At 63.7% G+C, this 25142-nt stretch carries 28 protein-coding genes; 5 read left to right on the forward strand and 23 right to left on the reverse strand.

What is annotated here, in order from left to right; all coding sequences use genetic code 11:
• The first annotated feature begins 35 nt into the window (after positions 1-35).
• Entirely contained in the window at positions 36-1073 is a 1038-nt protein-coding gene (locus tag HFP57_RS11245; RefSeq protein WP_176869849.1) for a DUF1176 domain-containing protein, read from the forward strand.
• Between the two features lie 183 nt (positions 1074-1256).
• Here the strand turns inward: HFP57_RS11245 and egtD are convergent, their stop codons facing one another.
• The 5 genes from egtD to gluQRS form a co-directional block, all read right to left on the reverse strand.
• Positions 1257-2222 carry an L-histidine N(alpha)-methyltransferase gene (gene egtD, locus HFP57_RS11250; RefSeq protein WP_176869850.1) on the reverse strand — a complete coding sequence of 322 codons (966 nt, stop codon included), beginning with the start codon at positions 2220-2222 and terminating at the stop codon, positions 1257-1259.
• 1 nt (position 2223) lies between these two features.
• A complete protein-coding gene (gene egtB, locus HFP57_RS11255; RefSeq protein WP_176869851.1) occupies positions 2224-3495 on the reverse strand; it encodes an ergothioneine biosynthesis protein EgtB in 1272 nt (423 codons plus the stop codon).
• Between the two features lie 215 nt (positions 3496-3710).
• Complete coding sequence (locus HFP57_RS11260; protein ID WP_176869852.1) at positions 3711-4280, reverse strand: cob(I)yrinic acid a,c-diamide adenosyltransferase; 570 nt, start codon at positions 4278-4280, stop codon at positions 3711-3713.
• Positions 4281-4369: 89 nt separating this feature from the next.
• The gene (locus tag HFP57_RS11265) at positions 4370-4615 is read right to left on the reverse strand and encodes a twin transmembrane helix small protein (RefSeq protein WP_343045229.1); all 246 of its coding nucleotides are present in this window, start codon (positions 4613-4615) and stop codon (positions 4370-4372) included.
• 45 nt (positions 4616-4660) lie between these two features.
• On the reverse strand, positions 4661-5536 hold the full coding sequence (gene gluQRS / locus HFP57_RS11270) for a tRNA glutamyl-Q(34) synthetase GluQRS (RefSeq protein ID WP_176869853.1): 876 nt from the start codon (positions 5534-5536) through the stop codon (positions 4661-4663).
• 188 nt (positions 5537-5724) lie between these two features.
• Here gluQRS and HFP57_RS11275 point away from each other — a divergent pair, with 188 nt between their 5' ends.
• Positions 5725-6291, forward strand: a complete 567-nt coding sequence (locus tag HFP57_RS11275) for an HNH endonuclease (protein WP_176869854.1) — start codon at positions 5725-5727, stop codon at positions 6289-6291.
• A gap of 15 nt (positions 6292-6306) precedes the next feature.
• Here the strand turns inward: HFP57_RS11275 and HFP57_RS11280 are convergent, their stop codons facing one another.
• From HFP57_RS11280 to argH, 5 genes are all read right to left on the reverse strand, one after another.
• Complete coding sequence (locus tag HFP57_RS11280; RefSeq protein WP_176869855.1) at positions 6307-7092, reverse strand: precorrin-2 dehydrogenase/sirohydrochlorin ferrochelatase family protein; 786 nt, start codon at positions 7090-7092, stop codon at positions 6307-6309.
• A 93-nt stretch (positions 7093-7185) separates the two neighbouring features.
• Positions 7186-8043 (reverse strand): UTP--glucose-1-phosphate uridylyltransferase GalU, encoded by an 858-nt coding sequence (galU, locus tag HFP57_RS11285; protein ID WP_176869856.1) that lies wholly within the window; start codon positions 8041-8043, stop codon positions 7186-7188.
• A 34-nt stretch (positions 8044-8077) separates the two neighbouring features.
• A complete protein-coding gene (gene lysA, locus HFP57_RS11290) occupies positions 8078-9340 on the reverse strand; it encodes a diaminopimelate decarboxylase (protein ID WP_176869857.1) in 1263 nt (420 codons plus the stop codon).
• A gap of 2 nt (positions 9341-9342) precedes the next feature.
• The gene (locus tag HFP57_RS11295; RefSeq protein WP_246263124.1) at positions 9343-9576 is read right to left on the reverse strand and encodes a hypothetical protein; all 234 of its coding nucleotides are present in this window, start codon (positions 9574-9576) and stop codon (positions 9343-9345) included.
• Positions 9577-9584: 8 nt separating this feature from the next.
• On the reverse strand, positions 9585-10961 hold the full coding sequence (gene argH, locus HFP57_RS11300) for an argininosuccinate lyase (RefSeq protein ID WP_176869859.1): 1377 nt from the start codon (positions 10959-10961) through the stop codon (positions 9585-9587).
• 103 nt (positions 10962-11064) lie between these two features.
• Here argH and HFP57_RS11305 point away from each other — a divergent pair, with 103 nt between their 5' ends.
• Positions 11065-11571, forward strand: coding sequence for a TlpA family protein disulfide reductase (locus tag HFP57_RS11305; protein ID WP_246263126.1), 507 nt, complete (start codon positions 11065-11067; stop codon positions 11569-11571).
• Here HFP57_RS11305 and dapD read toward each other — a convergent pair.
• Entirely contained in the window at positions 11568-12410 is an 843-nt protein-coding gene (dapD, locus tag HFP57_RS11310; protein WP_176869861.1) for a 2,3,4,5-tetrahydropyridine-2,6-dicarboxylate N-succinyltransferase, read from the reverse strand. The two genes, HFP57_RS11305 and dapD, sit on opposite strands and share 4 nt — an antisense overlap.
• Positions 12407-13075 (reverse strand): pyrimidine 5'-nucleotidase, encoded by a 669-nt coding sequence (locus HFP57_RS11315; protein WP_176869862.1) that lies wholly within the window; start codon positions 13073-13075, stop codon positions 12407-12409. Before HFP57_RS11315 ends, dapD begins: the two co-directional genes overlap by 4 nt.
• A gap of 182 nt (positions 13076-13257) precedes the next feature.
• Here HFP57_RS11315 and HFP57_RS11320 point away from each other — a divergent pair, with 182 nt between their 5' ends.
• Positions 13258-13452 (forward strand): hypothetical protein, encoded by a 195-nt coding sequence (locus tag HFP57_RS11320; RefSeq protein WP_176869863.1) that lies wholly within the window; start codon positions 13258-13260, stop codon positions 13450-13452.
• A gap of 88 nt (positions 13453-13540) precedes the next feature.
• On the opposite strand, the gene HFP57_RS11325 is transcribed toward HFP57_RS11320, so the two are convergent.
• From HFP57_RS11325 to HFP57_RS11375, 11 genes are all read right to left on the reverse strand, one after another.
• Positions 13541-14776 carry a cytochrome P450 gene (locus HFP57_RS11325; RefSeq protein ID WP_176869864.1) on the reverse strand — a complete coding sequence of 412 codons (1236 nt, stop codon included), beginning with the start codon at positions 14774-14776 and terminating at the stop codon, positions 13541-13543.
• Between the two features lie 89 nt (positions 14777-14865).
• Complete coding sequence (locus HFP57_RS11330; RefSeq protein WP_176869865.1) at positions 14866-15219, reverse strand: HesB/IscA family protein; 354 nt, start codon at positions 15217-15219, stop codon at positions 14866-14868.
• A complete protein-coding gene (locus tag HFP57_RS11335; RefSeq protein ID WP_176869866.1) occupies positions 15219-15749 on the reverse strand; it encodes an SUF system Fe-S cluster assembly protein in 531 nt (176 codons plus the stop codon). Before HFP57_RS11335 ends, HFP57_RS11330 begins: the two co-directional genes overlap by 1 nt.
• 9 nt (positions 15750-15758) lie before the next feature.
• Positions 15759-16964, reverse strand: a complete 1206-nt coding sequence (locus HFP57_RS11340) for a cysteine desulfurase (RefSeq protein ID WP_176871281.1) — start codon at positions 16962-16964, stop codon at positions 15759-15761.
• 5 nt (positions 16965-16969) lie between these two features.
• Positions 16970-17731, reverse strand: coding sequence for a SufD family Fe-S cluster assembly protein (locus HFP57_RS11345; RefSeq protein WP_176869867.1), 762 nt, complete (start codon positions 17729-17731; stop codon positions 16970-16972).
• Entirely contained in the window at positions 17728-18477 is a 750-nt protein-coding gene (gene sufC / locus HFP57_RS11350; protein ID WP_176869868.1) for a Fe-S cluster assembly ATPase SufC, read from the reverse strand. Before sufC ends, HFP57_RS11345 begins: the two co-directional genes overlap by 4 nt.
• Positions 18470-19117, reverse strand: coding sequence for a hypothetical protein (locus HFP57_RS11355; RefSeq protein ID WP_176869869.1), 648 nt, complete (start codon positions 19115-19117; stop codon positions 18470-18472). The genes sufC and HFP57_RS11355 overlap by 8 nt, the downstream gene beginning before the upstream one ends.
• Positions 19114-20595, reverse strand: coding sequence for a Fe-S cluster assembly protein SufB (gene sufB, locus HFP57_RS11360; protein WP_176869870.1), 1482 nt, complete (start codon positions 20593-20595; stop codon positions 19114-19116). The genes HFP57_RS11355 and sufB overlap by 4 nt, the downstream gene beginning before the upstream one ends.
• Positions 20592-21029 (reverse strand): SUF system Fe-S cluster assembly regulator, encoded by a 438-nt coding sequence (locus HFP57_RS11365; RefSeq protein WP_176869871.1) that lies wholly within the window; start codon positions 21027-21029, stop codon positions 20592-20594. Before HFP57_RS11365 ends, sufB begins: the two co-directional genes overlap by 4 nt.
• A gap of 92 nt (positions 21030-21121) precedes the next feature.
• Positions 21122-22063, reverse strand: a complete 942-nt coding sequence (locus HFP57_RS11370) for an AraC family transcriptional regulator (protein WP_176869872.1) — start codon at positions 22061-22063, stop codon at positions 21122-21124.
• Positions 22064-22183: 120 nt separating this feature from the next.
• A complete protein-coding gene (locus HFP57_RS11375) occupies positions 22184-24013 on the reverse strand; it encodes a DUF885 domain-containing protein (RefSeq protein WP_176869873.1) in 1830 nt (609 codons plus the stop codon).
• A gap of 91 nt (positions 24014-24104) precedes the next feature.
• On the opposite strand from HFP57_RS11375, the gene HFP57_RS11380 reads away from it, so the two are divergent.
• Positions 24105-25139 carry a quinone-dependent dihydroorotate dehydrogenase gene (locus HFP57_RS11380; RefSeq protein WP_176869874.1) on the forward strand — a complete coding sequence of 345 codons (1035 nt, stop codon included), beginning with the start codon at positions 24105-24107 and terminating at the stop codon, positions 25137-25139.
• The last annotated feature ends 3 nt before the right edge of the window (positions 25140-25142 follow it).

Here is a 25142-nt window from a genome sequence, read left to right on the forward strand (position 1 = left end):
TATCGCCTGGCGCCGCCCTAGGCTAGACCGGCGATATGGCATTCGGCCTCTTCACCCTTGTCGCCGCCGCCATGGCGACGCCCGATCCGGCGATCGGCCAACAGCGCAATTTCGGCGACTGGGCCGTCGGTTGCGACAATGGCTGGGCCTGCGAGGCGATCTCGCTGGCGTCCGAGGACTGGAGCATCGGCGACGGCATCTCGCTGACCGTCCGACAGAGCGGCGGACGGAACGGCTATAACCGGGTGGGACTTCGCGTCTTCGAGGATTTCGAAACCGATCGCATCGCATTGCATATCGGCGGCGAACAGGTCGCCGTCGCCGAACGGTCCGATGGCGACGAACTGTTCCACTTCGATCCCGATATCGCGCAGCGCCTGCTCTATCGGATCGCCCAGAGCCGGACGGCCGAACTGTTCGACGCGGCGGGCGGATCGCTGGGCCGGATATCGCTGTCCGGGTCGCGCGCGGCCCTGCTCTATATCGAAGATCGGCAGGGGCGCGCCGGCACGGTGAGCGCATCGGCAATGGTCGGCGACGAGCCGGTATCGACCATTCCCGAACCGCCCGCCATCCCGACCATTACCGCCATGCCGGTGGCGGCCCGGTTGCGCGAGACAGCGGCGCAGTTGCCCGAGGCGGAAGCACTCGCCCTGCATAATGTCCATGAATGCGACGGCGGCCCGGACGAACCGATCCGCAACGACGCCTTCATACTGTCCGACGCGGCCGATCTCATCTTGATCTCCTGCAGCCGGGGCGCCTATAATTTCAGTGACATCGCCTTTGTCCGTCGGGACGGGGAGGTACAGCCGGCCCGGTTCGATCACGTCTTCGCCTGGGGCGAGGCACGCGGCGTGCCCTTTCTGGTCAACAGCCACTGGAATCCGGAAAACGGGACGCTCGGCACCTATGCCAAGGGCCGCGGAATCGGCGATTGCGGCACCGCCGAACGGTTCGTCTGGGACGGGGAGATGTTCCGCCTGATCGAACGGCGCGAGATGAACAGCTGCCGTGGCAGCGCGCACTGGGTCACGGTGTATCGTGCGAATGTCGAGTGGATGTCGCCCTGAGGTTTTTGTCAGACCTTCGGCTTCGCCTCACACAGCTTGTTTGTCAGAATTCTCCTTAGCGGAAAATCGCGGCACCGGCCCGCTCCCCCTCCCGGCCTCCCACAGGGTAAATTTATTGGGAGGCCGGGAGGGGGAGCGGGCCGGTGCCGCGACGTTGCGATAGCAACGTTCTGACAATCAGAACTAAGGCGCCGATTTTTCGGGCTGGGCCTCAGCGAGGATGAGAGCAAACTGGTCCGCCTCGTCGGTCCATTCGCGGACAACCGTCCAGCCGCCTGCGCGCAGTAGTATCCGGGCATCGCGTTCGCCATATTTGTGGCTGTTTTCCGTATGGATCGTGTCGCCCTCAGCCATTTCGAAGCTTTGTCCGGCAACCGAGAAGCGGACGGCGCGGACGGCTTCGATATGCATTTCGATCCGCGCGAGCATGTCGTTCCAGATCGCGCGGTGTCGGAATGCGTCGACGGGGATATCCCCGGCAAGCTCCCGGTTGATCCGTTCGAGCAGGTTGAGGTTGAACGCCGCCGTCACGCCCGCCGCGTCGTCATAGGCGGGCACGAGCACATCCTCGCCCTTCACCCGGTCCATGCCGATCAGCAGCATCGCGCCCGTGCCCAGAGTCTCTTTCATCGCGCGCAGGAAATCGACGGCCGAGGGCGGGATGAAATTGCCGATCGTCGAGCCGGGAAAGAAGCCGAGCTTCGGCATGTCGGCGATCGAGCCCGGCAGCGGGACCGGATGGGTGAAATCGGCTTCCACTGGATGCACGGGGAGATCGGGAAAGTCGGCGCTCAACGCCCGGGCGGACTCACGCAGGAACTCGCCCGAAATATCGATCGGCACATAGGCGGCTGGCGCGATGGCATCGAGCAATAGCGGCGTCTTAGCCGAAGACCCCGACCCAAACTCGACCACGGCGTGCCCCGAACCGATCACCTCGCCGATCGCACCGCCGTTCGCTTCGAGAATGCTCCGTTCGAGCCGGGTTGGATAATATTCGGGCAGGTCGGTGATTTGTTCGAACAGTTCCGAGCCGCGCAGATCGTAAAACCAGCGAGCGGGGATAGCGCGCGGCCGCATTGCCAGTCCGGCGAGCACGTCCTCGCGAAAGGCGGGATCGACGCCCGCATCCAGTTCGATATCGGCCATGTCAGAGGTCTCGCGCTAATCTGAGCCCGGCAAATTGCCAGCGCATATGCGGATAGAAGAAATTGCGATAGCTGGCCCGGCCATGGCCGCGCGGCGTGCCGCAGCTCGCGCCTTTCAGCACATACTGGCCGACCATGAACTTGCCGTTATATTCGCCGACCGCGCCCTTGGCCGCGCGAAAACCGGGATGCGGCTGGTAGGCGCTGCCCGTCCATTCCCAGACATCGCCGAACATCTGGCGGAGGCCTTGGCCGGGGCCGACCGGCTGCGGCCGGACATCGCCGGCGCGATCGAGCTGGTTGCCCATGGCAGGATCGAGCGATGCAGCGGCGACCTCCCACTCGGCCTCGGTCGGGAGACGAAAACCGGTCCACCGCGCAAAGGCGTCGGCCTCGTAATAGCTGACATGGCATACCGGCGCGGCGAGATCGAGCGGGCGGGCGCCGGCCAGCCCGAAGCGATACCATTGTCCATCGTCGCGCCTCCGCCAATAGAGCGGCGCGCCGACCCGGTTCTCCTGGACCCAGGTCCAGCCCTCGGACAGCCAATGTTCGTGATTTTCGTATCCGCCATCCTCGATAAAGGCGATCCACTCGCCATTGGTGACGAGCCGGTCGGCGATCGCATGAGGGTTGAGATAGACCTTGTGGCGCGGCCCTTCGCAATCGAAGGTGAAATCGTCCGCATCGCAACCGATTTCCGCTTCGCCTTCCTGGCCCTTGATCCAGCACAGCTCGCCCGGCGATTCCCGCGTCGTCAGCGGCGTCGCCTCGAACATGGCCGGTTCGAGCGCGTTCTGCGCGAACAAATGCTGGATATCCATGAGCAGCAGTTCCTGATGCTGTTGCTCGTGATGGAGACCGAGTTCGAGCAAGGCGCGCGGCCCGTCCCCCAGATCGGGGAGCGCCGTGGTGATCGCGGCATCGACATGGCGACGATAGGCATACACCTCGTCGAGCGCGGGCCGGGTGATCATCCCGCGCCGCGCCCGGATCTGGCGCTCGCCCTCGGCTTCGTAATAGCTGTTGAAGAGAAACGGCCAGTCATCGTCGAACAGTGCATAATCCGGCACGTGATCGCGCAAGATGAAGGTTTCGAAGAACCAGCTCGTATGCGCCAGATGCCATTTGGCGGGCGACGCGTCTTCCATCGACTGGACCGTGGCGTCGGCGTCGGAGAGCGGCGCGGCGAGCGCCTCGGTCAACGCGCGGACATCGGTAAAACGCGTTGCGAGGCTGCTGGCCGCAAGGGATGGAATTGCGCGCGTCGCCATGATTCGTCCCTAAGCATCCCCGTTCAGGCGGCCAGGGTCAACTGACACTCGCCGCAAAGTTCACACAAGTCACACGCCCGCGTGTCCGAAAATCCTAAACCGTAAACATTTCATTTTCCTGTCGAAAAAATGCGACATGCTGTTGGGCTTTTCCGCCCTTGAAAAGAACATAATAGGAACAATCGCCGGTGGGCAGCCGGGTCGATCCTCGACAGCTAGCGCGTAGCGCCCGGCACCCATAGGATATCGCCCTCGCCGTTCGCATTGATCGCGCGCGCCATGACGAACAGATGGTCGGACAGCCGGTTCACATAGGCAAGCGCCTGCGGATTCAGGCTCACATCCGCAGCCGCGGCCACTGTCGAACGTTCAGCACGCCGAACGACGGCGCGCGCGACCATGACGGCAGCCGCCGCAGGATCGCCGCCTGGCAGGATGAAACTGGTAAGCGGCGCGAGCGCCTCGTTCATCTCGTCGATTTCGGCTTCGAGCCGCGTCACCTGATCGGCTGTCATCCGCAACACCATGTCGGACGGCGCGAACTCTTCGCCCGGCGTCGCCAGATCGGCGCCGAGATCGAACAGCTCGTTCTGGATCCGCGCCAACATGGAGCGAAAGGGTTCCGCAGGGCCCGCAGACAGCGCCACGCCGATGGCGCTGTTGGCCTCGTCGACATCGCCGATGGCGGCCATGCGCCGATCGGCCTTGGAGACGCGCGAACCGTCTACAAGGCCCGTCTCACCGTCATCGCCGGTGCGCGTATAGATTTTCGTGAGCTTGACCATGTTCTGTCAGACCTTCGTATGCTCAGGCGCCGCACCGGCGATGTTGCGTGAGCAACATTCTGACCAGAAAAGTCTGACAAGGAAACCCTCTACCGTCCCATCAGCAACAGCAGCAGCACGACGATCACGACCGCCACGGCCTGCATGATGATCCGGCCCTGCATCGCCTTGTTCTGCTTGACGCCCGACTGGTTCATACCGTCGCCCATCAGGTCCGCCTCGGTCGTCTTGAGAAAGGCGACGATCCCGCGGATCAGAAAGAAGACGGTCGCCGCCATCGCCGCGACGAGGAGTATGGTGAGGATGATCTGCATGCGCGCAATGTAGGCTTCCACCGCGGCAAATCCAGCCCGATCTTTCGAAGGCGCCAATGGCTGCGGTCAATCCGCGGGGCGCAGGCCCCCGATATCCGGCGGATCGGCGCGCAGCGCCGTGCCTATCCGATCCGCGGACATGCCGGCCTTGCGCAGCGCCGCCAGGGAAAGCGCATCGTCCCTCTTGGCAAGCCGCATGCCTGTATCGTCGGTAATCAGCCGGTGATGATGATAGCGTGGAACGGGAAGGCCGAACAGATGCTGGAGCAGCCGGTGGACATGGGTCGCGGGGAACAGATCGGCGCCACGAACGACAGCGGTCACGCCCTGCGCGGCATCGTCGACCGCCACGGCAAGATGATAGGATGTCGGCACGTCCTTGCGCGCGAGGACGACATCGCCGTGCACCTCCGGCGTGGCTTCGATACGGCCCGCCGTCGCATCCTCCCAGAAGAGCGGACCGGCCAGCGCAGATGCCTTGGCCATATTAATCCGCCAGGCATGCGCTTCGGTCTCAATACGCCACGCGCGCTCGGCAGGATCGATCAGGCGGCAAGTTCCCGGATAGAGCGGCCCATCCGGGCCATGCGGCGCCGATGCGCTCGCGGCGATTTCGGCGGCGATTTCCTTGCGCGTGCAAAAACAGGGATAGACCAGATCCTGCATCTTGAGCGTGTCGAGCGCCGCGCGATAGGCGGAAAACCGATCCGATTGCCGGAGCGGTTCGTCGTCCCATGTGATGCCGAGCCAGGCCAGATCCCGTTCGATGGCGGCATAATATTCCGCCCGGACCCGCCCCGTGTCGATATCCTCGAAGCGCAGCAGGAACCGCCCGCCGGCGTCCCGGGCGAGGGCGAATGCCCGGAGCGCCGAATAAGCATGGCCAAGATGGAGCAGGCCGGTCGGGCTCGGCGCAAATCGTGTCACGAAGGACCCAGTCATCCGCAAATTCCTGAAACCGGCTCTTGACCACGAGTCGGGACTGGTGTTGTCATCATCGCGTCACGTTAATCTGTCTAAAGGCGTGGCGACAGATGGAAGAGCCGGACGACCGGTTTCTTCCGGTCTGAGTGCGACAGGTCGGAGGGCGCTGGCTGTGCGGTTCGCAGAGCTGGAGATCTTGTCGGCCCATGTATCATCCCGATCTCATCCGCCACCCGGATAGCTGCCCGGCGCTTGTGCTCAACGCCGATTACACGCCGCTATCCTATTACCCGTTGAGCCTGTGGCCCTGGCAGACGGCGATCAAGGCGATGTTCCTCGAACGCGTCAACGTCGTCGAGAATTACGAGCGCGAAGTGCACAGCGCCTCGCTGACGATGAAAATTCCGAGCGTCATCGCGCTCAAGCAATATGTTCGGCCGAGCGAATATCCGGCCTTCACCCGGTTCAACCTGTTCCTGCGCGACCATTTCAGTTGCCAATATTGCGGCCGGCCCGACGATCTGACCTTCGACCATGTCGTGCCGCGGCGGCTGGGCGGAAAGACGACTTGGCAGAATGTCGCGACCGCCTGCGCACCGTGCAACCTCAAGAAAGGCGGCCGCACGCCCAAACAGGCCAATATGCGCCTGACCGTGCCGCCGCACCGGCCCACTACCTGGCAGCTGCAACAGCATGGCAAGCAGTTCCCGCCCAACTATCTGCATGAAAGCTGGCGCGACTGGCTCTACTGGGATGTCGAACTGGAAGCTTAGGGCGGCACCAGCCGGTCAGCCGACCGGCGATACCGTTACGAACACCGAGAGACCCGGGCCGGGATCGTCGGGCAGTTCGGCAGCCGTAATCCGTTGCGCGTCCGCACGGGCGCGATTGGAGATCGCCTGGGGAACGCCGGGGGCGAGATAGAGCCGGTCGGCGCGGCCGAGCAACAGCATCTCGCCGATCGTCAGGTCGTGCGGATCGGCTGAGCGCAACTGGACGATTTCCAGCTGGTCGTGGCGGTCGGGCCCGTCGCCATCATCGCCATCCAGCCAGCCATCCACGTCGCGCGGCGCGTGCGGGACCAGCGGATCGAGCGCGCCGCCTTCGTCGAACGCCGCGTCGATCGCATGGCGCCGCGCGGCGGCGTCGGGCCATTTGGCCTTGATATCGCTGCGCTTGTCGCGGAGCCTGCGGGCAATCGCGCCGAGCCGCGCGGGTAGCAGCTGCTCGAGCCGCTGCCGCAGCGCCTTGGCCAGCCCAGCCGAGGCGCCGCCCGTACCGATCGCGACGATGACGGGATCGCGATCGACGATCGCGGGCAAGGTGAAATCGCACAGGCGCGGCCGGTCGACGGCGTTGACGAGAATGCCCTGTGCCTTGAGCCGCTCCACCGCCGCTTCCGCCGCCGCGTCGTCCTCCAGCGCAACGATCGCCAGCGCCGCCGCGCCTTCCTCGCCAACGATATCGGCGCCGGCCCGTTCGAGAATCCGCCGCTTCGCGTCCGCCGCCTCGCCCTCGCCGAGCAGGATGACGCGGCGGTTCTGGAGCCGGACGAAAATCGGAAGACTCTGCATGACCGTAACCATAGCAGGCTGGCCGGTACGGGCGAAGAAGATTTGTGGAAGGGGGCCGGTGTCCCGATCTCGTTCGGTAGTAATTCCGATCGACTAAAGTCCGTCGATGAACGCCCGGACATCCGACGCGACATCTTCGTGATCCAGCGCCAGCGCGATATTGGCGCTGATAAAGCCCGTCTTGCTCCCGCAATCGAACCGGCGGCCGCCGAACCGATAGGCGTGAAAAGGCTGATCGCCGATCATCTGCGCCATCGCATCGGTCAGCTGGATTTCGTTGCCGGCGCCGCGTTCCTGATTCTCGAGCACCCGCATGACTTCCGGCTGCAGGATATAGCGGCCCGGAATCATCAAATTCGACGGCGCCGTGCCCTGGGGCGGCTTTTCGACCAGTCCCTTGACCTCGACCAGCGGCCCGTCTTCGGCGCCCGGATCGACAACGCCGTAATTGTGCGTCTGGTCGTCAGGGACCTCATAGCCACACACGATATTGCCGCCGGTTTGCCGATAGGCCTCGACCATCTGCTTCATGCAGCCGGGTTCGCCGACCATCAGCTCGTCCGGCAGGAAAATCGCGAAGGGTTCGTCGCCGACGATATGGCGCGCGCACCAGATCGCATGCCCCAGGCCGATCGGCTCCTGCTGGCGGACATAGGTGACATCGCCCGGGCGAAACCGCGTCCCTTCGATGGCGGCGAGCGACTTGCCGCGATCGTTCATCGTCGTTTCGAGCTCATGCGCGATATCGAAATGGTCCTCGATCGCGGATTTGCCGCGCCCCGTGACGAAGATCATCTGCTCGATCCCGGCCTCGCGCGCTTCTTCGACCGCGTACTGGATCAGCGGCTTGTCGACGACGGGCAGCATCTCTTTCGGGATCGCCTTGGTGGCCGGCAGAAAACGCGTGCCAAGACCGCCGACCGGAAAAACGGCTTTGCGAACGGGTTTCATGATGCGATTTTCCTTCGGATTCTCGATTGCACATTCAGTCCTTCAAAAATTCCGGCACGTGCTCGGCGGCGATGAGCGCTTCCGGCATGACCCGCTCGGCCACGATCGCGAATTCGCTGCCGTCGACCATCACCTCGGGCACTAGGGCGCGACTGTTATAGGTGCTCGCCATGGTCGCGCCATAGGCGCCGGCGGTGCGGAAGACGGCAAGGTCGCCGGCCTTCACCGCGTCGATATCGCGGCCCATGGCGAAGGTATCGCCGCTCTCGCAGACCGGGCCGGCGATATTGGCGATCATGCGCTCTCCCGTCGGCTCGACCGCTTCGAAATCATGCCAGGCATCGTACATGGCCGGGCGGGCGAGGTCGTTCATCGCCGCGTCGACGATGACATAGGGCCGGACGACGCCCGGTTTCACCCAGATGACGCGCGTCAGCAGAATGCCCGCGTTGCCGACGATAACGCGTCCGGGCTCGAACATGAGCGTGACGTCCCAATCCTTCGTCACCCGCGCGACCATCTCGCCATAGACGGCCGGCGGGGGCGGGACCTTGTCTCGTTCATAGGGCACGCCGAGCCCGCCGCCGAGATCAACCCGGTCGATCGTGTGTCCCGCCGCACGCAACTGCATCACGAGCGCGCCGACCTTCGCATAGGCGCGCTCGATGGGCGCAAGATCGAAGATCTGGCTGCCGATATGCAGGGCGAGGCCTCGCATATCCAGTCCGTCCAGCGCCTCGAGCCGCGCGAAAATCTCCGCCGCCTCGTCGATCGGCACGCCGAACTTGTTGTCCTTCATGCCGGTCGAGATCTTGGCATGCGTACCGGCGTCGACGTCCGGATTGACGCGCAGGACGGCGGTTGCGGTCTTGCCCAGGCTCCGAGCGAATTCGGCGATGGCGACGCCTTCCTCCTCCAGCTCGATATTGAACTGACCGATGCCGGCATCGAGCGCCTCGCGCAGCTCCGCCCGCGTTTTGCCGACACCGGAGAAGACGATATCGGCCGCCTCGATGCCCGCCGCCAGCGCGCGCTTCATCTCGCCGATCGAGACGATGTCGGCGCCAAAACCCTCTCGCGACAGCACGCGCAGCACCGCGAGATTGGGATTGGCCTTTATCGCGAAAGCGATGTGAACACGCGATAGACCGGACAGCGCGTCACGGAAGACTCGGGCATGGCGCTCGAGTGTCGCGCGCGAATAGACGTAAACGGGCGTGCCCACTTCCTCGGCGATGCGCGCCAGCGGCACATCCTCGGCATGCAGCACGCCGTCACGGAGCGAGAAATGGTCCATCCTCAGCCGGGCGGCGGCAGATCGAAAGGATCGTCTTCGCGCTCCTGCGAGCGGCGCAAAAGCTCGTCGACGCGTTCGGGCCGCTGCTGCGTGGTAGGCTCCAGAAGGTCGTCGGTCGTCGGCTGACTTTGCGCCATGGCCGGAGCGACGGGCATGCCTTCGCCCTGCGCCGGCTGGAGCGGTTCGCGCCCGCCACAGGCAGTGACCAGCATCGCACAGGCAAGGGCTATGGACATTCGCGTTTTCATTCGCCCTTCTCCAAACTGGCCTTCGCGTCTGCAATCCGGGCGCGGACCTGGTCCGGCGCCGTCCCGCCATGGCTTGTTCTGCTGGCGACCGAAGCGTCGACGGTGAGGACGTCATAGACGCTTTGGGCGATGCGGTCATCGATTGCCTGCAGATCGACAAGCGGCAGCTCCGCCAGCGCGACGCCGCGCTCGTCGGCGCGCTTCACCGCGCTGCCGACGATATGATGCGCCTCGCGAAACGGCATGTTCGCCTCGCGCACCAGCCAGTCGGCCAGGTCCGTCGCCGTCGCATGGCCCGATTCGGCCAATGCACGCATGCGCTCCGGAACGAAGATCATGGTCTCGACCATCCCGGTCATCGCGGCGAGCGACAGAGCGAGCAGGTCGTGCGCCTCGAACACCGGCGGCTTGTCGTCCTGCGTGTCCTTGGCATAGGCGAGCGGCAAACCCTTCATCGTCATGACCAGCGCCGTCATGCAGCCGGCGACACGCCCCGCATGACCCCGCACCAGTTCGGCGGCATCGGGGTTGCGTTTCTGCGGCATGATCGAAGAGCCGGTCGAATAGGCATCGGGCAGGGTGACGAAGCCGAAAGGCTGGCTCGCCCAGATGACGAACTCTTCGGCAAGGCGCGAGAGATGGAGCGCGCACTGGGTTGCCGCCATCAGATAGTCGAGCGCGAAATCGCGATCCGATACGGCGTCGAGCGAATTGGCCGTGGGCCGGTCGAAACCGAGCGCACTCGCCGTTGCATTGCGATCCACGGCGAATCCTGTACCAGCCAAAGCCGCGCTGCCGAGCGGCGACTCATTAAGCCGCGCCCTTGCGTCGGCGAAACGGCTGCGGTCCCGCCGCGCCATCTCATAATAGGCCATGAGATGATGGCCGAGCGTGACAGGCTGCGCCGACTGGAGGTGGGTAAAACCGGGCATCAGCGTATCGGCATGTTCTTCAGCGCGGGTAACAAGAGCGGCCTCGAACGCCGCAAGACCGGCATCGACCGCATCGATCGCATCGCGCACCCAGAGCCGGAAATCGGTCGCCACCTGATCGTTGCGCGAGCGCGCCGTGTGTAGCCGTCCGGCCACCGGGCCGATCAGCTCGGCGAGCCGGTTCTCGACATGCATGTGAATATCTTCGAGATCGAGATTTTCGGGCACGCCATCGGCTTCATATTCCGCCGTGATGGCCTGGAGCCCTTCTTCGATCGCTTTCACATCCGCAGCATCGACGATGCCTTGTGCACCGAGCATCGCAATATGGGCGCGGCTTGCGGCGATATCCTGCCGCCACAGGCGCTTGTCGAACGGGATGGAAGCATTTATCTCGCGCATAACGGACGCCGGGCCCTCGGCAAAGCGTCCGCCCCACATCTGATTGGAATTTCCCTTGCGCGTGCTAATCGCCCTGCTCCTTGGTTTTGCGCCTTTGTTCGCCGCTTGCGATAGGCAAAGCGGCGAGGCCTCGCAAGAAGCCATGTCGGCACCCGGGACAAGCGGCCCCGCCGGCGAGAGCTATGGCGGATCGGAAACCATGGGCCGCGTCAGCATCGAGAACCGCGGGATGGCAGCGCCCGATCTCGCTTTTGCCAACGCGGAAGGTCAGGCTATCCGGCTCGGCGATTTCGAGGGCCAACCGCTGCTCGTCAACCTCTGGGCGACCTGGTGCGCTCCCTGCATCCGCGAGATGCCGACGCTCGATGCCTTGGCTGACCGGGAGGACGGCACCCTCAAGGTATTGACGATCAGCCAGGATATTCAGGGAGCCGAGGTCGTGGGGCCGTTCTTCGCCGAGAACAGCTTCGATCATCTCGAGCAATGGCTCGATGAAGAGAATGCGATGATGATGGAACTCGCGCTCGATACTCTGCCGGTTACCATTCTCTACGACGAGGAGGGGCGCGAACTGTTCCGCGTGATCGGCGGAATGGACTGGGCCGGCGAGAGGGCCGACACTCTGATCTCGGGCGCGCTCGGAGACTAACCCCTGAGCAGTTCGTTGACGCTCGTCTTGGAGCGCGTCTTTTCGTCGACGCGCTTGATGATCACCGCGCAATAGAGGCTCGGCGCGGCGTCGCCATCAACCGTCTGGCGATTGGCCGTCGATCCTGCCACGACGACCGAATAGGCGGGCACGCGGCCGGTAAAGGTCTCGCCCGTGTATCGGTCGACGATCTTGGTCGACGCCGTGATGAAGACGCCCATGCCCAACACCGCACCTTCCTCGACGACCACTCCTTCGACGACTTCGGACCGCGCGCCGATAAAGCAATTGTCCTCGATGATCGTCGGGTTCGCCTGGAGCGGTTCGAGCACGCCGCCGATCCCGGCGCCCGCAGAGATGTGGCAATGCTCGCCGATCTGCGCGCAGCTGCCGACCGACGCCCAGGTATCGACCATCGTTCCGTCCCCGACATGCGCGCCGATATTCACGAAGCTCGGCATCAGAACGACGTCCCGTCCGATATGCGCCCCGCGCCGGACGATCGAACCGGGCACCGCGCGGAAGCCGGCCGCGCGAAACGCATCGGCGTCCCAGTCGGCGAATTTCGACGGTACCTTGTCCCACCAGTGACCGCCGCCATGCGATCCTTCGATCAATTCCATGTCGTTGAGGCGGAAGGACAGCAGCACCGCTTTCTTCAGCCATTGGTGAACGATCCAGCCCTCGCCGCCCGCCTTGGTCGCCACGCGCGCTTCGCCATTGTCGAGCATCGCGAGCGCGGCTTCGACGGCATCGCGCAATTCGCCCTGGGTATTCGTATCGACGCTTTCGCGCCGGTCCCATCCCTCTTCGATGATCTTTTCGAGCTTCTTGCTCATGCCGCCTCCACTATTCCTCTGAGCCAGGGCGTTACCGCCGCGATTTCATAGTCGATAAAGTCGGAATCGGCTTCGTGCGAACCGCGTTCCGATCCGTTGTTCACCCAGACGGTCACCATGCCCATCGCTTTCGCGGGCTTCAGATTGCGCGCCATATCTTCGACAAACAGTGCACGATCAGGCTTAATTTCGAATGTGCGGCACATCGCTTCATAACCGACGCGTTCGGGTTTAGGCACATAGTCGCAGGCATGGATATCGTGAATCGCCTCGAAGCTCGTCTCGAGGCCGAGCCGTTCGAGCACGCGGCGCGCATAGGGCGCATCGCCGTTGGTGAAGACGAATTTCCGGCCCGGCAGCGCGCCGATCGCTTCAGCGAGCGCGCGATCCTCGTCGATCACTTCGAGATCGATGTCATGGACATAGTCCAGGAAATGACCGGGCTCGACGCCATGCGCCTCCATCAGCCCCGAAAGCGTCGTGCCGTGCGAATGGAAAAACTGTTTCTGGATGCGGCGCGCCTCGATCCGGTCGACGTCGAGCAGACGCGAGATATAATCGCCCATCTTCACGTCGATCTGGTCGAACAACCGGGCGCTCGCTGGATAGAGCGTGTTGTCGAGATCGAAGATCCAGTGATCGATGTTCGTAAGTGTGGGCGGCATGTCAGAGCGCTCCTAATCGGACCGGACGGTTACCGCAAAGTGAATTTGGAGTTAAGCGAACCGAAACGGGCGCGCGCCCGTCGGGTGGTGCACGTGGGGCGCTCGTTAGGTGATTCGTATACGAACCGAAAAGCGCACCTGCTTCTCGCCAGCAGTCTACCCTTGTTTCTCACACCCGCCGCGTGCGGAGTTGGCAGGGTGAACTCCACGCCGACACCGCGGGCAGCGCCGATTCCTCTTCCTCCTCCACCCTCATCATCGCCGTCGCCGCCTGTGACGAAGGCGCGACCGGGGAGGGGGTCATCATCGCCATCTTCGACAGCAGCATCGACACGGACAGCGAGGAATTCGCCGGTCGATCGGACGGGGCTAGCTGACCGGCCATCTCTTCTATTGCCGCGATCCCGGGCATTTCGCGACGATCGGTGACGATATGGACGGCGCGATCCGCTTTACATTGGGCTTCTAGGCCGTCCTAGCGAGGTCCGCGTCCGCCCAGCGGATCGGCAGCGCGCGATAGCCGTGGATGCCGATCCGGGTGATCCATTCGCGCGCGGCCGGCGACTGGACGAGGCGGAGCGCCGACCAGCGCTTGAACAGCCGTTCGAACGCGATCTGCCCCTCGGCACGCGCGAGATGCAGGCCGAGGCACAAATGGATGCCGCCGCCGAAGCCGACATGGCGCTGTGGGCGTTCGCGATGGATGTCGAAACGTTCGGGCGCGTCGAATATCGCCGGGTCGGCGTTGGCCGAAGCCAGACAGGCCATGATCCTGTCGCCGCGCCGGAGCCGCGTGCCATGGAAATCGATATCCGCGCGGACGATGCGCGGTTTCGTCATCTGCACGGGCGAGTTGAAGCGCATCAACTCTTCGACCGTCTGCGGCGCCAGCGACCAGTCGGCCTTCAGCGCGGCGAGCTGATCGGGGTGTTCGAGCAGTGTGGCGATGCCAGTGGAGATCAGATGCGTCGTTGTTTCATGCCCGGCGACGAAGAGGATCGCGACCATCGCGACGAGCTCGTCCTCGTTCATCCGGTCGCCATCGGCCTCGGCAAGGACGAGATCGACGAGCAGGCCTTCGCGCCTGCCGCCCCGCGCGGCGTCGATCTCGCTGCGGATATAGGCGATCATCTTGCCAAGCGCGGGTATGGTGCGCAGGATTGTCCAGATACCAACCGACTTGGTCATCCGGTCGGTCCAGCGCATGAAACTGTTCCGGCCTTCGCCTCTTAGACCGAGCAGTTCGCATATCACGATCAGCGGCAGGGCGCGGGCGAAGCCGCGCACGATGTCGTTCCCCCCCTCCGCCTCCATGCGGTCGAGCAGATCGTCGGCGAGCCGGGCGATGGTCGGACGATAGGCATCGATGCTGCGCGCGAGAAAAGGCGCCTCGACCAGTTTTCTGAGCCGCCGGTGATCGGGGTCGTCCATCAGCAGCATATTCTCGCCGAGTAGCTTGAAGCTTTTGGGCATCCACCGCGGGATCGCCGATCTGCCGCCCGGTACGTTGCGGCCGTCCGATGCGAATTTGTCGGCGCCCTTTAGCATGTCGGTAACCGCCGCGTGCGTCGTGGTACACCAGACGCCGCCCATCAGGGGAATCTTGATCTCGGTCACCGGTCCGACCTCCCGGAGTGCGGCGAGCGTTGGCAAGGGATCGCGCATATAGGCGGCGCTTTGTAGATCGAACTTATGCACCATGGCCGGCCTTTCGCGCAGGGTGGACGCTAGACCGACAGTCCACCGCACGTCGCAAAAGGTTCAACCAACGGCGAGATACGATGCGCAGCCTAGACGGTGAAGCTCTCGCCGCAACCGCAGCTGCCGGTGGCATTGGGATTGTCGAAGACGAATCCCGCGGTGAAATCGTCTTCCTTCCAGTCCATCGTCGAACCGATCAGATAGAGCACCGACGCGGCGTCGACATAAAAATCGCCGCCGGGCGTTGCGATCTTCTCGTCCATCGGATCGGCCTCGGTCACATAGTCGACCGAATATGCGAGGCCAGAACAGCCTCGCTGCGGGGTCGAGAGCTTGACGCCGATCGTGCCGTCGGGCGCATGGGCCATCAGCTTCGCGATCCGCGCTTCGGCGGATCCGGTGAGGGTGAGCGCAGCGGGCATTTGGCGGACTTTGGTGGCCATCACAGCATCCCCAGTTCGAGTTTGGCTTCGTCCGTCATCTTCGACGGATCCCAAGGCGGATCCCAGACGAGATTGACCTCGGCATGGCCGACACCCGGCACCGAGCCGACACGCAGCTCAATCTCGCCGGGCATCGATTCGGCGACCGGGCAGTGCGGCGTCGTCAATGTCATGGTGACGATCGCCTCGGCATTGTCGCTCACCTCGACGCCGTAGATCAGTCCGAGATCGTAGATGTTCACCGGAATCTCCGGATCGTAAATCTCCTTGAGCGCGACGATCACATCGGCGCGCAGATCGCCGCTCCCGGTGCCGGCGTCTTCTTCCGGCCGCTGCGCGAGAAAGCCTTCGAGATAATCCCGCTTGCGTTCGAGTTTCGCCGAATCGCTCTCCCCCTCAACGGGCGAAGGAGCGGCGACATAGGTTTTTTCCGTGGCGGTTTTTTCGGCGGTCGCGTCGTCGACGCGCGCCTTGGCGGGTTTGTCCACCCGGTCCACTTCCTCGACCATTATCTTGCGTTCTTCGTTCATGCCGAACCCCTATCCGAAAATCCGCGTAACCCGCTCGATGCCTTTGACGAGCGCGGCGACATCGTCGCTGTTGTTATAAACCCCGAAACTCGCCCGCGCGGTCGCGTCGACACCGAGATAGGCCATCAGCGGCTGGGCGCAGTGATGACCGGCGCGGATCGCGACGCCCTCTTCGTCAAGGATCGTCCCGATATCGTGCGGATGCACACCCTCGATGCCGAAGCTGACGATCCCGGCGCTGTCCTCCGGCCCGAACAGCCGAACGCTGTTCAGCTGCGAGAGCGCGTCGCGGGTTTCGGCGACGAGCACCGCCTCGGTCGCATGAATGGCGTCGAGCCCGAGTGCGGACACATAGTCGATCGCCGCGTGAAGCCCGAGCGCGCCGACGATATGCGGCGTTCCGGCCTCGAACCGCTGCGGCGGCGGCGCATAGGTCGTACGCTCGAACGTGACCTTGTCGATCATCGAGCCGCCGCCCTCCCAGGGTGGCATGGCATCGAGGATCTCGCCCCGGGCCCAAAGCGCGCCGATCCCGGTCGGGCCGTAGAGCTTGTGCGCCGAGAAAACGTAGAAATCGCAATCGAGCGCCTGCACGTCGACGGCCATGCGCGGCACCGCCTGGCATCCGTCGAGCAGGAGCTTGGCGCCAACGCCATGAGCGAGCTGCGCTGCACGGCGAGCGTCGAGCACCGAGCCGAGCACGTTGGAGACATGGCCGAGCGCGACCAGCTTGTGCCGTTCGGTCAGCATGGCGGCCATAGCATCAAGATCGATCCGGCCGTCCTCGGTCAGCGCTACGACATCGATTTCCGCGCCGACCCGTTCGGCCAGCAGCTGCCACGGCACGATATTGGAATGATGTTCGAGCTGCGAGAGCAGGATGCGGTCACCCGCGCCGATACTCGCATTCCCCCAGCTGTTCGCGACGAGATTGATCGCTTCGGTCGCGCCGCGCGTGAAGACGATCTCGCTATCCGATGCCGCGCCGATGAAATCGGCCACCCGCTTGCGCGCGGCCTCATAGGCAAGCGTCATATCGGCCGAGCGCGAATAGACGCCGCGATGGACGGTGGCATAGCGCTCGCCATAGCCGGACGCGATCGCATCGATCACGGCCTGCGGCTTCTGTGCTGTCGCCGCCGTATCGAGATAGCGCCAGCTATCGCCGAGCCCGGGAAAATCGGCGCGGACGTCGATCGGCGAGGGGGCGGTCATGACGTTCACGTGATCGCCTCCAGCACCGCCAGCGCCCTGGCCTCGATCGCATCATGCGCAGCTTCGTCTTCAAGGCTCACAAAGGCGTCGGCAATAAACGCCTGCAACATCAGCCGCCGGGCCTCGGCAGGGGGCAGGCCGCGCGACGCCATGTAGAAGAGCGCCGCCTTGTCAAGTTCGCCGACCGTCGCGCCATGCGCGCACTTCACATCGTCGGCGAAGATTTCGAGTTCGGGCTTGGCGTTCGCCGTCGCGGTACGGTCGAGCAGCATCGCTTTCACGGACTGGGAGGCATCCACTTTCTGCGCATCGCGCGCAACGCCGACCTTACCGAGAAACGATCCCGTCGCGGTTTCGCCGAGCACGCTGCGGACGACCTGGTTGCTGGTCCCACCGGGTTCGACATGGCGGACATCGGTGACGATTTCGAGCGTCTGGTCGCCGGTGCCGAGGATCGCGCCGCCCAGCTCGAAATGAGCGCCTTCGGCCAGCGTGACCTCGACGGCGATCCGGCCATAATCGGCGTCGATGGCAAGGCAGTGCAGAGCAAAGCTGCCGCCCTTTTCGATCCGAATTGCCAGAGTTTCTACTGCGACATTGGGTTCGCCGGCTTCGAGAACCAGCTGCCGGGTAGCGGACTCACCTTCAGCAATGACGATCTCCTCGCGCTGGCCGGCGATATCGGGCCATACCGGCGCAAGAGCGCCGAGATCGCTATAGCGCCAAGCTTCATCGCGGCGGGTGGGAAGGGGAAGCATCTCGTTCATGCTGCCTCCGCTATCGCCTCATAGCCTTCATTTTCGAGCTGCACCGCGAGCTCTGGCCCGCCGGTGCGGACAATGCGTCCGTCGGCCAGCACATGGACATAATCGGGTTTCACGACGTCGAGCAGGCGCTGGTAATGGGTGATGAGCAACACCGCCTTGTCGGGCTTTCTCATGATCGTGTTGATCCCTTCGCCCACCGTACGCAGCGCATCGATATCGAGGCCGCTATCGGTTTCGTCGAGGATCGCGAGAGTCGGATCGATGATACCCATCTGGACCATTTCGTTGCGCTTCTTCTCGCCACCCGAAAAGCCGACATTGACGGCGCGCTTGAGCATCTCGGCATTCATCTTGAGCGCACTCGCCTGCTCGCGCGCGAGCTTCAGGAATTCGCCGCCCGAAAGCTCCTCCTGCCCACGCGCCTTGCGCTGCGCGTTGAGCGCCGTTCGCAGGAACTGGACGTTGGAAACGCCCGGAATCTCGACCGGATACTGGAACCCGAGAAAGAGCCCCGCAGCCGCCCGCTCATGCGGATCCATATCGAGCAGATCTTCGCCGTTATACGTCGCCGAGCCTTGGGTTACCTCATAGCCGTCACGGCCGCCCAGCACATAGGCGAGCGTCGATTTGCCCGCGCCATTCGGACCCATGATCGCGTGAATCTCGCCAGCGGCGATTTCGAGGCTCAGCCCCTTGAGGATTTCGGTTCCGCCGATTTCGGCGTGGAGATTATCAATTTTAAGCATTGGGTTCCGTTTCTTCTTCGGCGATTTCGTCGTCGGGCGTGGAGTCTTCCGCGGTGTCGGTTTCTTCGGCCTCGCTCTCATCGGCTGCGTCCGCCTCGCGTTCGTCACGCAGGCTGGTCACCTCGTCGGTGACGATCATTGCCAGTGCGACATCGGACTGCGCGACCAGCCGTTCGGCGCTGGCGCGGACATCGGCCTCGGGCGAATCCGGATAGCGCGGCAGCAGGCTGAAATAGAAGGCGTTCACATAGGCCGCGCGCTGGCCCGAACAGCGCAGCAGCGCTTCGCGACTGATCGTGTCGAGCGCGAAGCCGGTTTCCTCGAGCGCGGCGCCGGCCTCCGAGGCGCAGAGCGAATAGGCGTTGAAGGCCAGCGTCAGGTCGGACGGTTCGGGCGGCGCTTCGTCCTCCGCGGGCTCTTCCTCTCCGGCCGCGACGACATCGCTACCGGCGATCACCGCGTCTTCCGCGGTCGCATCGTCGTCCCCGTCCTGATCGCCCGTCACGATCTGATCGCTCAGAAGTGAGTCGATCGCGTTCAGGTCGACCGCACCATCCTCTTCGGCATCCGTCTGGGCATGAACGGCAACCGTTGCGGCCAGCACCACACAGACCGCTATCGATGCAATGCGCATCATCATCCGACACTTCCCTCCAGACTGATCCCCAAAAGTTTCTGCGCCTCAACCGCAAATTCCATCGGCAGCTGCTGCAGGACCTCCTTCGCGAAACCGTTGACGATCAGCGCCACAGCCTGCTCTTCGTCGAGGCCGCGCTGCTGCGCGTAGAACATCTGGTCGTCGCTGATCTTGGAGGTCGTCGCCTCATGCTCGATCTGTGCGCTCGGGTTCTTCACCTCGATGTACGGAACCGTGTGCGCGCCGCATCTGTCGCCGAGCAGCAGGCTGTCGCACTGGGTGAAGTTGCGCACGCCTTCCGCCTTCGGCCCGACGCGGACGAGGCCGCGATAGGTGTTGTCCGACCTGCCAGCGCTGATGCCCTTGGAGATGATCGTCGAGCGGGTGCCCGGCGCATTATGGATCATCTTGGTGCCGGTGTCGGCCTGCTGGTAATTGTTCGTGAGCGCCACCGAATAGAATTCGCCGATGCTGTTCTCGCCATTGAGGACGCAGCTCGGATATTTCCAGGTGATCGCGCTGCCCGTCTCGACCTGGGTCCAGCTGATCTTGCTGTTCTTACCTTGGCAAAGCCCGCGCTTCGTCACGAAATTGTAGATACCGCCCTTGCCCTCGGCATCGCCCGGATACCAGTTCTGAACGGTAGAGTATTTTATTTCGGCATCGTCGAGGGCAACCAGTTCGACAACCGCCGCGTGGAGCTGGTTCTCGTCCCGCATCGGCGCGGTGCACCCTTCGAGATAGGAAACATAACTCCCCTTCTCGGCGACGATCAGCGTGCGTTCGAACTGGCCAGTATTCTCGGCATTGATCCGGAAATAGGTGGAAAGCTCCATCGGGCAGCGCACGCCCTCGGGGATGTAGACGAAGGTGCCGTCGGAAAAGACCGCACTGTTGAGTGCGGCGAAATAATTGTCGTGAACCGGCACGACCTTGGCGAGCCATTTCTTTACCAGCTCGGGATGTTCGCGGATGGCCTCGGAGATGGAGAGGAAGATGACGCCGGCCTTGGCCAGTTCCTCGCGGAAGGTCGTCGCGACGCTGACGCTGTCGAACACGGCATCGACGGCCACTTTGCGCGCGCCTTCGACGCCGGCGAGGACCTTCTGCTCCTCGATCGGGATGCCGAGCTTCTCGTAGACCCGCAGGATTTCGGGATCGACCTCGTCGAGGCTGTTGAGCTTCGGCTTCGCCTTGGGCTCAGCGTAATAATAGGCGTCCTGATAATCGATCGGCGGGATGTTGAGCTTCGCCCAATCCGGGCTGTCCATCTCCTGCCAGCGGCGAAACGCCTTCAGCCTCCAGTCGAGCATCCATTCCGGCTCTTCTTTCTTCGCCGAAATGAACCGGACCGTATCTTCGTTCAGGCCCTTGGGCGCAAAATCCTGTTCGATGTCGGACGAGAAACCCCATTCATAGGTTTCCGCCTTTTTGGCTGCCTCAAGGGCTTCTTCGTTCCGGACTTGCGTATCGTTGGTCATGCGTGGGCACTTTCGGTCAAACGGACAGGAGCAGTATCGGACAGGCTGGCCAGGCTGACATTGTCGAGCGCGCCGCGGATGGCGTCGTTGACGACACCCCAATGCGGCTTGACCTGGCAGCTGGGTTCGAGCGCGCAATCATGCCGCCCCTGCTCGACACAGGCGGTCATTGCGATCGGACCCTCAACGGTCTCGATAATATCGGCCAGGCTGATCGCGGCGGCCGGGCGCGCGAGCTGGATACCGCCGCCCGCACCGCGCATCGATTTGAGGAGGCCACCACGCGACAGGAGGCTGATCAGCTTCTGCGTCGTCGGCAGCGGGATTCCGGTTTCCTCGGCCAGCTGCGTCGCGCTGGTGCGCGAACCGCCGCAATGCTGCGCGGCGGCGCGCATCGTGACGACGGCGTAATCGGCCATACTGGAAAGGCGCATTGTTAATCCTCAAATCGGACTGATTCGTTCCGATTAGGGATTTGGGCCGTTGCCGGCCAAAAATCAAGACTTTGCTGTCGTCCGGACCACGTTCAGGTGTCGGAGATCAGCTTGCTCACTTTTCCCGCCAGTTTCTTGCGCCGCTCGGCCACTTCCTTGGTCAGGGCCGTCGGCTTTTTGCTCATCTTGCCGGGAGTGACGCCGGTAAATTCCTTGATCTCGCGAATAAGATGCGACTGATCGTAAAAGGCGTCTTCGACAGATTCGCCATCTTCGCCATCCTTGCGCACGAGGAGCGAAGCCGCGCGCAGTGCCCGGTATTTGCGGGCCAGCAACTTGGGTGACGCACCGTAGAAGCGCTTCGTCATCCGCTCGACCTGCCGCTTGGAAAGACCGGAGCGTTCGATCAGCTCGTTGATGTCCGGCGAGGCGCTGCCGGTCAGCCATTCATCGACCACCCGGGTGAACCAGATCGGCGAGGATTCGGCATCTTTCAGCAATTCCCGCGCAAAAGTCTCCCCGATGGCCGCCTTTTCGGCCATGGTTTCAGCCGCATCGATCGCCGCATGCGTTTTCATCACGCCGTAGCCGAAGATCGACACGGCATCGATCAGACGGTTGGTATGGTTCTCCGCATCGGCACCCATGAGGCTGCCCCAGCCGGCCGGCTGGAGCCCGATACCGAAAATCTCCAGCGGACCGTTGACGTGACCGATGGTCGGCCCGGTGGTGGGGCCGATGATGATGACCGGCGTCGCATCCATGTAGACGCCATCGCAAAATTCGTAGCCGCCGCTCCCTTTCAGCAGAAAACGCAGCTGGGCGCGGTCCGCGCGCTCCGTCTGCTGGGTTTCCTCGACATCCGCGGCAAACAGGTAAAATGTAGAGACCAACTCCTGAAGGTCCTCAGGAGGTGGCGCGAATTCCAGCGAGAATTTCGACAGATCGTCCAATATGTGCGCCCCGAAGCTTGTGTTTTTTTGCTTCTGGAAACAACGGTTAGCGCATTCTGATGACAAAAAAAAGCGGCCCACGACAGTTTCCTGCCGGGGCCGCTAGTCTTAAGCATCCCCATATGGGGATCCTTCGGGTCGCGGGGCCGGACTACACCGAGTCGAGTCACGCGTATTGGACAGAATCGACAAAATGACCGCTCAATCTCCGGACCGGACGGTTTCGATCCAGGCATCGACCTGGACCTCGAGAATGTCGAGCGGGACGGGGCCGGGCGCCAGCACCGCATCGTGAAAACCGCGCCAGTCGAAATCGTCGCCCAGCGTATCCATCGCGCGCTGGCGCAGCTCCATGATCTTCAGCTTGCCGATCATATAGGCCGTCGCCTGGCCCGGATAGACGATGTAGCGTTCGATCGCCTTGCGGATATCCCCTTCCGGATTGGGGGTGTTCCCCTGCAGATAGGCGATCGCTTCTTCGCGCGACCAGCGCATGTGATGGATGCCCGTATCGACGACGAGGCGGCAGGCGCGCCATAATTCCATGCCGAGCCGGCCGAAGTCCGAATAGGGGTCGGTATAACCGCCCATATCCTTGCCGAGCTCTTCCGAGTAGAGCCCCCAACCCTCGGTATAGGCGGTAAACCCACCGAATCGGCGGAAGGGCGGAATATCGCCGCCCTCGACCTGCAGGGCGCGCTGCAGGTGGTGACCGGGCACCGCCTCATGATAGGCCAGCGCTTCCAGCTCGGTCCGCGACATATCGCGCAAGTTATAAAGGTTCACATAATAGGTGCCGGGACGCGAGCCGTCAGGTGTCGGCGCGTTGTAGAAGGCCTTGCCCGCCGATTGTTCGCGGAATGCCTCGACCGGTTGCACCACGACATCGGCCCGGGGCAGCGTGCCGAAAAATTCCGGCAGGCGTTCCTGCATTGCCGCGATGACGGCATTGGCCTCGGCCAGATAGTCCTCGCGCGTCGTGTGGAACATCGCGTCATCGTTGCGCAGGTGGACGAAAAATTCCTGCAGCGTCCCCTCGAACCCGACCTGGTCCATGATTGCGTGCATTTCGCCGTGGATGCGGGCAACCTGCTCGAGCCCGATCTGATGAATCTCGTCCGCCGTCAGGTCGGTGGTCGTATAGTAGCGCAGCCGTTCCGCATAATAGTCCGCGCCATTGTCGAACCGCCAGATGCCGTCCGCCTCCGGCGCGCTGGCCTGTTGCCGCTCGAACATCGCGATCAGCCGCTCATAAGCCGGGCCGACCGATACGATCAGCGCGGCGCGGCCCCGGGCGATCAGATCCGCTTTGTCCGCATCGGGGATGTCGAGCGCGTTCACCTTGCTCTGCAGATCGGCGAACAGCGGCGCGTCTTCGCCTTCGGTGAAGGGCGCGCCCGTGATCACGTTGCGCGCGTCTGAGATGATGTACGGGAACACCCAGTCGGGCGGCAGGACCCCGCTGGCCTCCCGTGCTTCCGCTTCCCCGATCAGCTGATCCATCACCGGGCCAAGACCCTGAAGCCGGCTCACATAGGCCTCGGCCTCTTCGGCATTCGACACCCGGTGAATGTTGATCAGAAAGGCGGGCAAGCCGCTCTGCGCGCCGTTCATCTGGTCGAACACATAATCGTTGCCGCGGAACTGGAACGCCGCGCTGCGCCGCTCCGCCATCCGTTCGAAAAGCTGGTAGGAGAGCCGCGAATCGGCGCTGAGATCGGCATCGGCAAACCGCGCGCGCATCTGGTCGCGCGCCGCGATCAGCCGCTCCTGCTCGGCCACCGCATCGGCATCGCTGAAATCGCCCCATTCCCCGTAATCCTCGTCGCGGATGCCGCGGAACGATTTGGCGAGCGGCCCGAATGCGAGCTCGGCCTCGTCATAGGCTTCGAAAAATTCGACCAGTGCCGCATCCGCAGTCTGGACCGCAGACGCTTCGGCGGTCTGCGCGGCAGCGGACGCGACCGGTGCCGGCGCAACCGCGAAACCGGCAAACAGGATGGATGAGGACAAGAGCAACAGGCGAGGCATGGGCGAACTCCGTTTGATAAGCTGATGGCGGCGTGTGTGGCCCATTCGCGCGCTTTTGACCAGCCGCCCCCGCGCTGCCATAGCGCCGCGCATGGCGATCTATCCGCTTCTCCGCCCGCTGGTGTTCACGCTCGATGCCGAGCGCGCGCACGCACTGACTATCGCGGCGCTCAAGGCCGCGCCGATCGGCGCGCCGCCGCGATCGCCCCCGGCGCTTGCCAGCCGGGTGGCGGGACTCGATTTTCCCAACCCGGTCGGGCTGGCCGCGGGCTTCGACAAGAATGCCGAAGTGCCGGAAAAGATGCTCGGCCTGGGGTTCGGCTTTGCCGAGGTCGGCACGCTCACGCCCCTGCCGCAGCCAGGCAATCCAAAGCCGCGAATCTTCCGGCTCACCGCGGACCGGGCGGTGATCAACCGCCTCGGCTTCAACAATGGCGGTCAGGCCGACGCGGCGAAGCGGCTTGCCCGCCGCGACCGGACCCACGGCATCGTCGGGATCAATATCGGCGCGAACAAGGACAGCGCGGACCGGATCGCCGATTACGAGACCGGCGTCCGTGCGATGGCCCCGCTGGCCGATTATCTGACGATCAACATTTCCTCACCCAATACGCCCGGGTTGCGTGCGCTGCAGGACGAGGACGCGCTCGATGCCCTGCTGGAACGGACCGTGGAGGCCCGCGGCGATCACGGGCCGCCCATCTTCCTGAAAGTGGCGCCCGACCTCGATCCGGCCGATATCGAGGCCATCGCGCGGATCAGCACGGCGCGCAAAATGGACGGGCTGATCGTCGGCAACACGACGATCAGCCGCCCGCCGCTGCAATCGAAACTGGCATCCGAAACGGGCGGCCTTTCCGGCCGGCCGCTCGCCCCGCTCGCCCGCCAACGCCTCGCCGATATCCGCGCCGCTACGGGCAGCGCTATGCCGATCATCGCGGTGGGCGGCATCGACTCCGCCGAGGAGGCCTGGGCGCGCATCCGCGCCGGGGCTTCGCTCGTCCAGCTCTACTCTGCGCTAGCCTATGAAGGTCCGGGTCTCGGTCGCCGGATCGTCCTCGGTCTCGACCGGCTGCGGGCCCGCGAAGGATTTGAAACGATCGGCGATGCGGTGGGAAGCGGTTGAGGC

The organism is Parasphingopyxis algicola (genome assembly GCF_013378075.1).
Lineage (GTDB): Bacteria > Pseudomonadota > Alphaproteobacteria > Sphingomonadales > Sphingomonadaceae > Parasphingopyxis > Parasphingopyxis algicola.

Coding starts and splice junctions, on each gene's coding strand:
- HFP57_RS11245 (WP_176869849.1), top strand. CDS start 36: ATGGCATTCGGCCTCTTCACCCTTGTCGCCGCCGCCATGGCGACGCCC.
- egtD (WP_176869850.1), bottom strand. CDS start 2,222: ATGGCCGATATCGAACTGGATGCGGGCGTCGATCCCGCCTTTCGCGAG.
- egtB (WP_176869851.1), bottom strand. CDS start 3,495: ATGGCGACGCGCGCAATTCCATCCCTTGCGGCCAGCAGCCTCGCAACG.
- HFP57_RS11260 (WP_176869852.1), bottom strand. CDS start 4,280: ATGGTCAAGCTCACGAAAATCTATACGCGCACCGGCGATGACGGTGAG.
- gluQRS (WP_176869853.1), bottom strand. CDS start 5,536: ATGACTGGGTCCTTCGTGACACGATTTGCGCCGAGCCCGACCGGCCTG.
- HFP57_RS11275 (WP_176869854.1), top strand. CDS start 5,725: ATGTATCATCCCGATCTCATCCGCCACCCGGATAGCTGCCCGGCGCTT.
- HFP57_RS11280 (WP_176869855.1), bottom strand. CDS start 7,092: ATGCAGAGTCTTCCGATTTTCGTCCGGCTCCAGAACCGCCGCGTCATC.
- galU (WP_176869856.1), bottom strand. CDS start 8,043: ATGAAACCCGTTCGCAAAGCCGTTTTTCCGGTCGGCGGTCTTGGCACG.
- lysA (WP_176869857.1), bottom strand. CDS start 9,340: ATGGACCATTTCTCGCTCCGTGACGGCGTGCTGCATGCCGAGGATGTG.
- HFP57_RS11295 (WP_246263124.1), bottom strand. CDS start 9,576: ATGTCCATAGCCCTTGCCTGTGCGATGCTGGTCACTGCCTGTGGCGGG.
- argH (WP_176869859.1), bottom strand. CDS start 10,961: ATGTGGGGCGGACGCTTTGCCGAGGGCCCGGCGTCCGTTATGCGCGAG.
- HFP57_RS11305 (WP_246263126.1), top strand. CDS start 11,065: ATGTCGGCACCCGGGACAAGCGGCCCCGCCGGCGAGAGCTATGGCGGA.
- dapD (WP_176869861.1), bottom strand. CDS start 12,410: ATGAGCAAGAAGCTCGAAAAGATCATCGAAGAGGGATGGGACCGGCGC.
- HFP57_RS11315 (WP_176869862.1), bottom strand. CDS start 13,075: ATGCCGCCCACACTTACGAACATCGATCACTGGATCTTCGATCTCGAC.
- HFP57_RS11325 (WP_176869864.1), bottom strand. CDS start 14,776: ATGGTGCATAAGTTCGATCTACAAAGCGCCGCCTATATGCGCGATCCC.
- HFP57_RS11330 (WP_176869865.1), bottom strand. CDS start 15,219: ATGGCCACCAAAGTCCGCCAAATGCCCGCTGCGCTCACCCTCACCGGA.
- HFP57_RS11335 (WP_176869866.1), bottom strand. CDS start 15,749: ATGAACGAAGAACGCAAGATAATGGTCGAGGAAGTGGACCGGGTGGAC.
- HFP57_RS11340 (WP_176871281.1), bottom strand. CDS start 16,964: ATGACCGCCCCCTCGCCGATCGACGTCCGCGCCGATTTTCCCGGGCTC.
- HFP57_RS11345 (WP_176869867.1), bottom strand. CDS start 17,731: ATGAACGAGATGCTTCCCCTTCCCACCCGCCGCGATGAAGCTTGGCGC.
- sufC (WP_176869868.1), bottom strand. CDS start 18,477: ATGCTTAAAATTGATAATCTCCACGCCGAAATCGGCGGAACCGAAATC.
- HFP57_RS11355 (WP_176869869.1), bottom strand. CDS start 19,117: ATGATGATGCGCATTGCATCGATAGCGGTCTGTGTGGTGCTGGCCGCA.
- sufB (WP_176869870.1), bottom strand. CDS start 20,595: ATGACCAACGATACGCAAGTCCGGAACGAAGAAGCCCTTGAGGCAGCC.
- HFP57_RS11365 (WP_176869871.1), bottom strand. CDS start 21,029: ATGCGCCTTTCCAGTATGGCCGATTACGCCGTCGTCACGATGCGCGCC.
- HFP57_RS11375 (WP_176869873.1), bottom strand. CDS start 24,013: ATGCCTCGCCTGTTGCTCTTGTCCTCATCCATCCTGTTTGCCGGTTTC.
- HFP57_RS11380 (WP_176869874.1), top strand. CDS start 24,105: ATGGCGATCTATCCGCTTCTCCGCCCGCTGGTGTTCACGCTCGATGCC.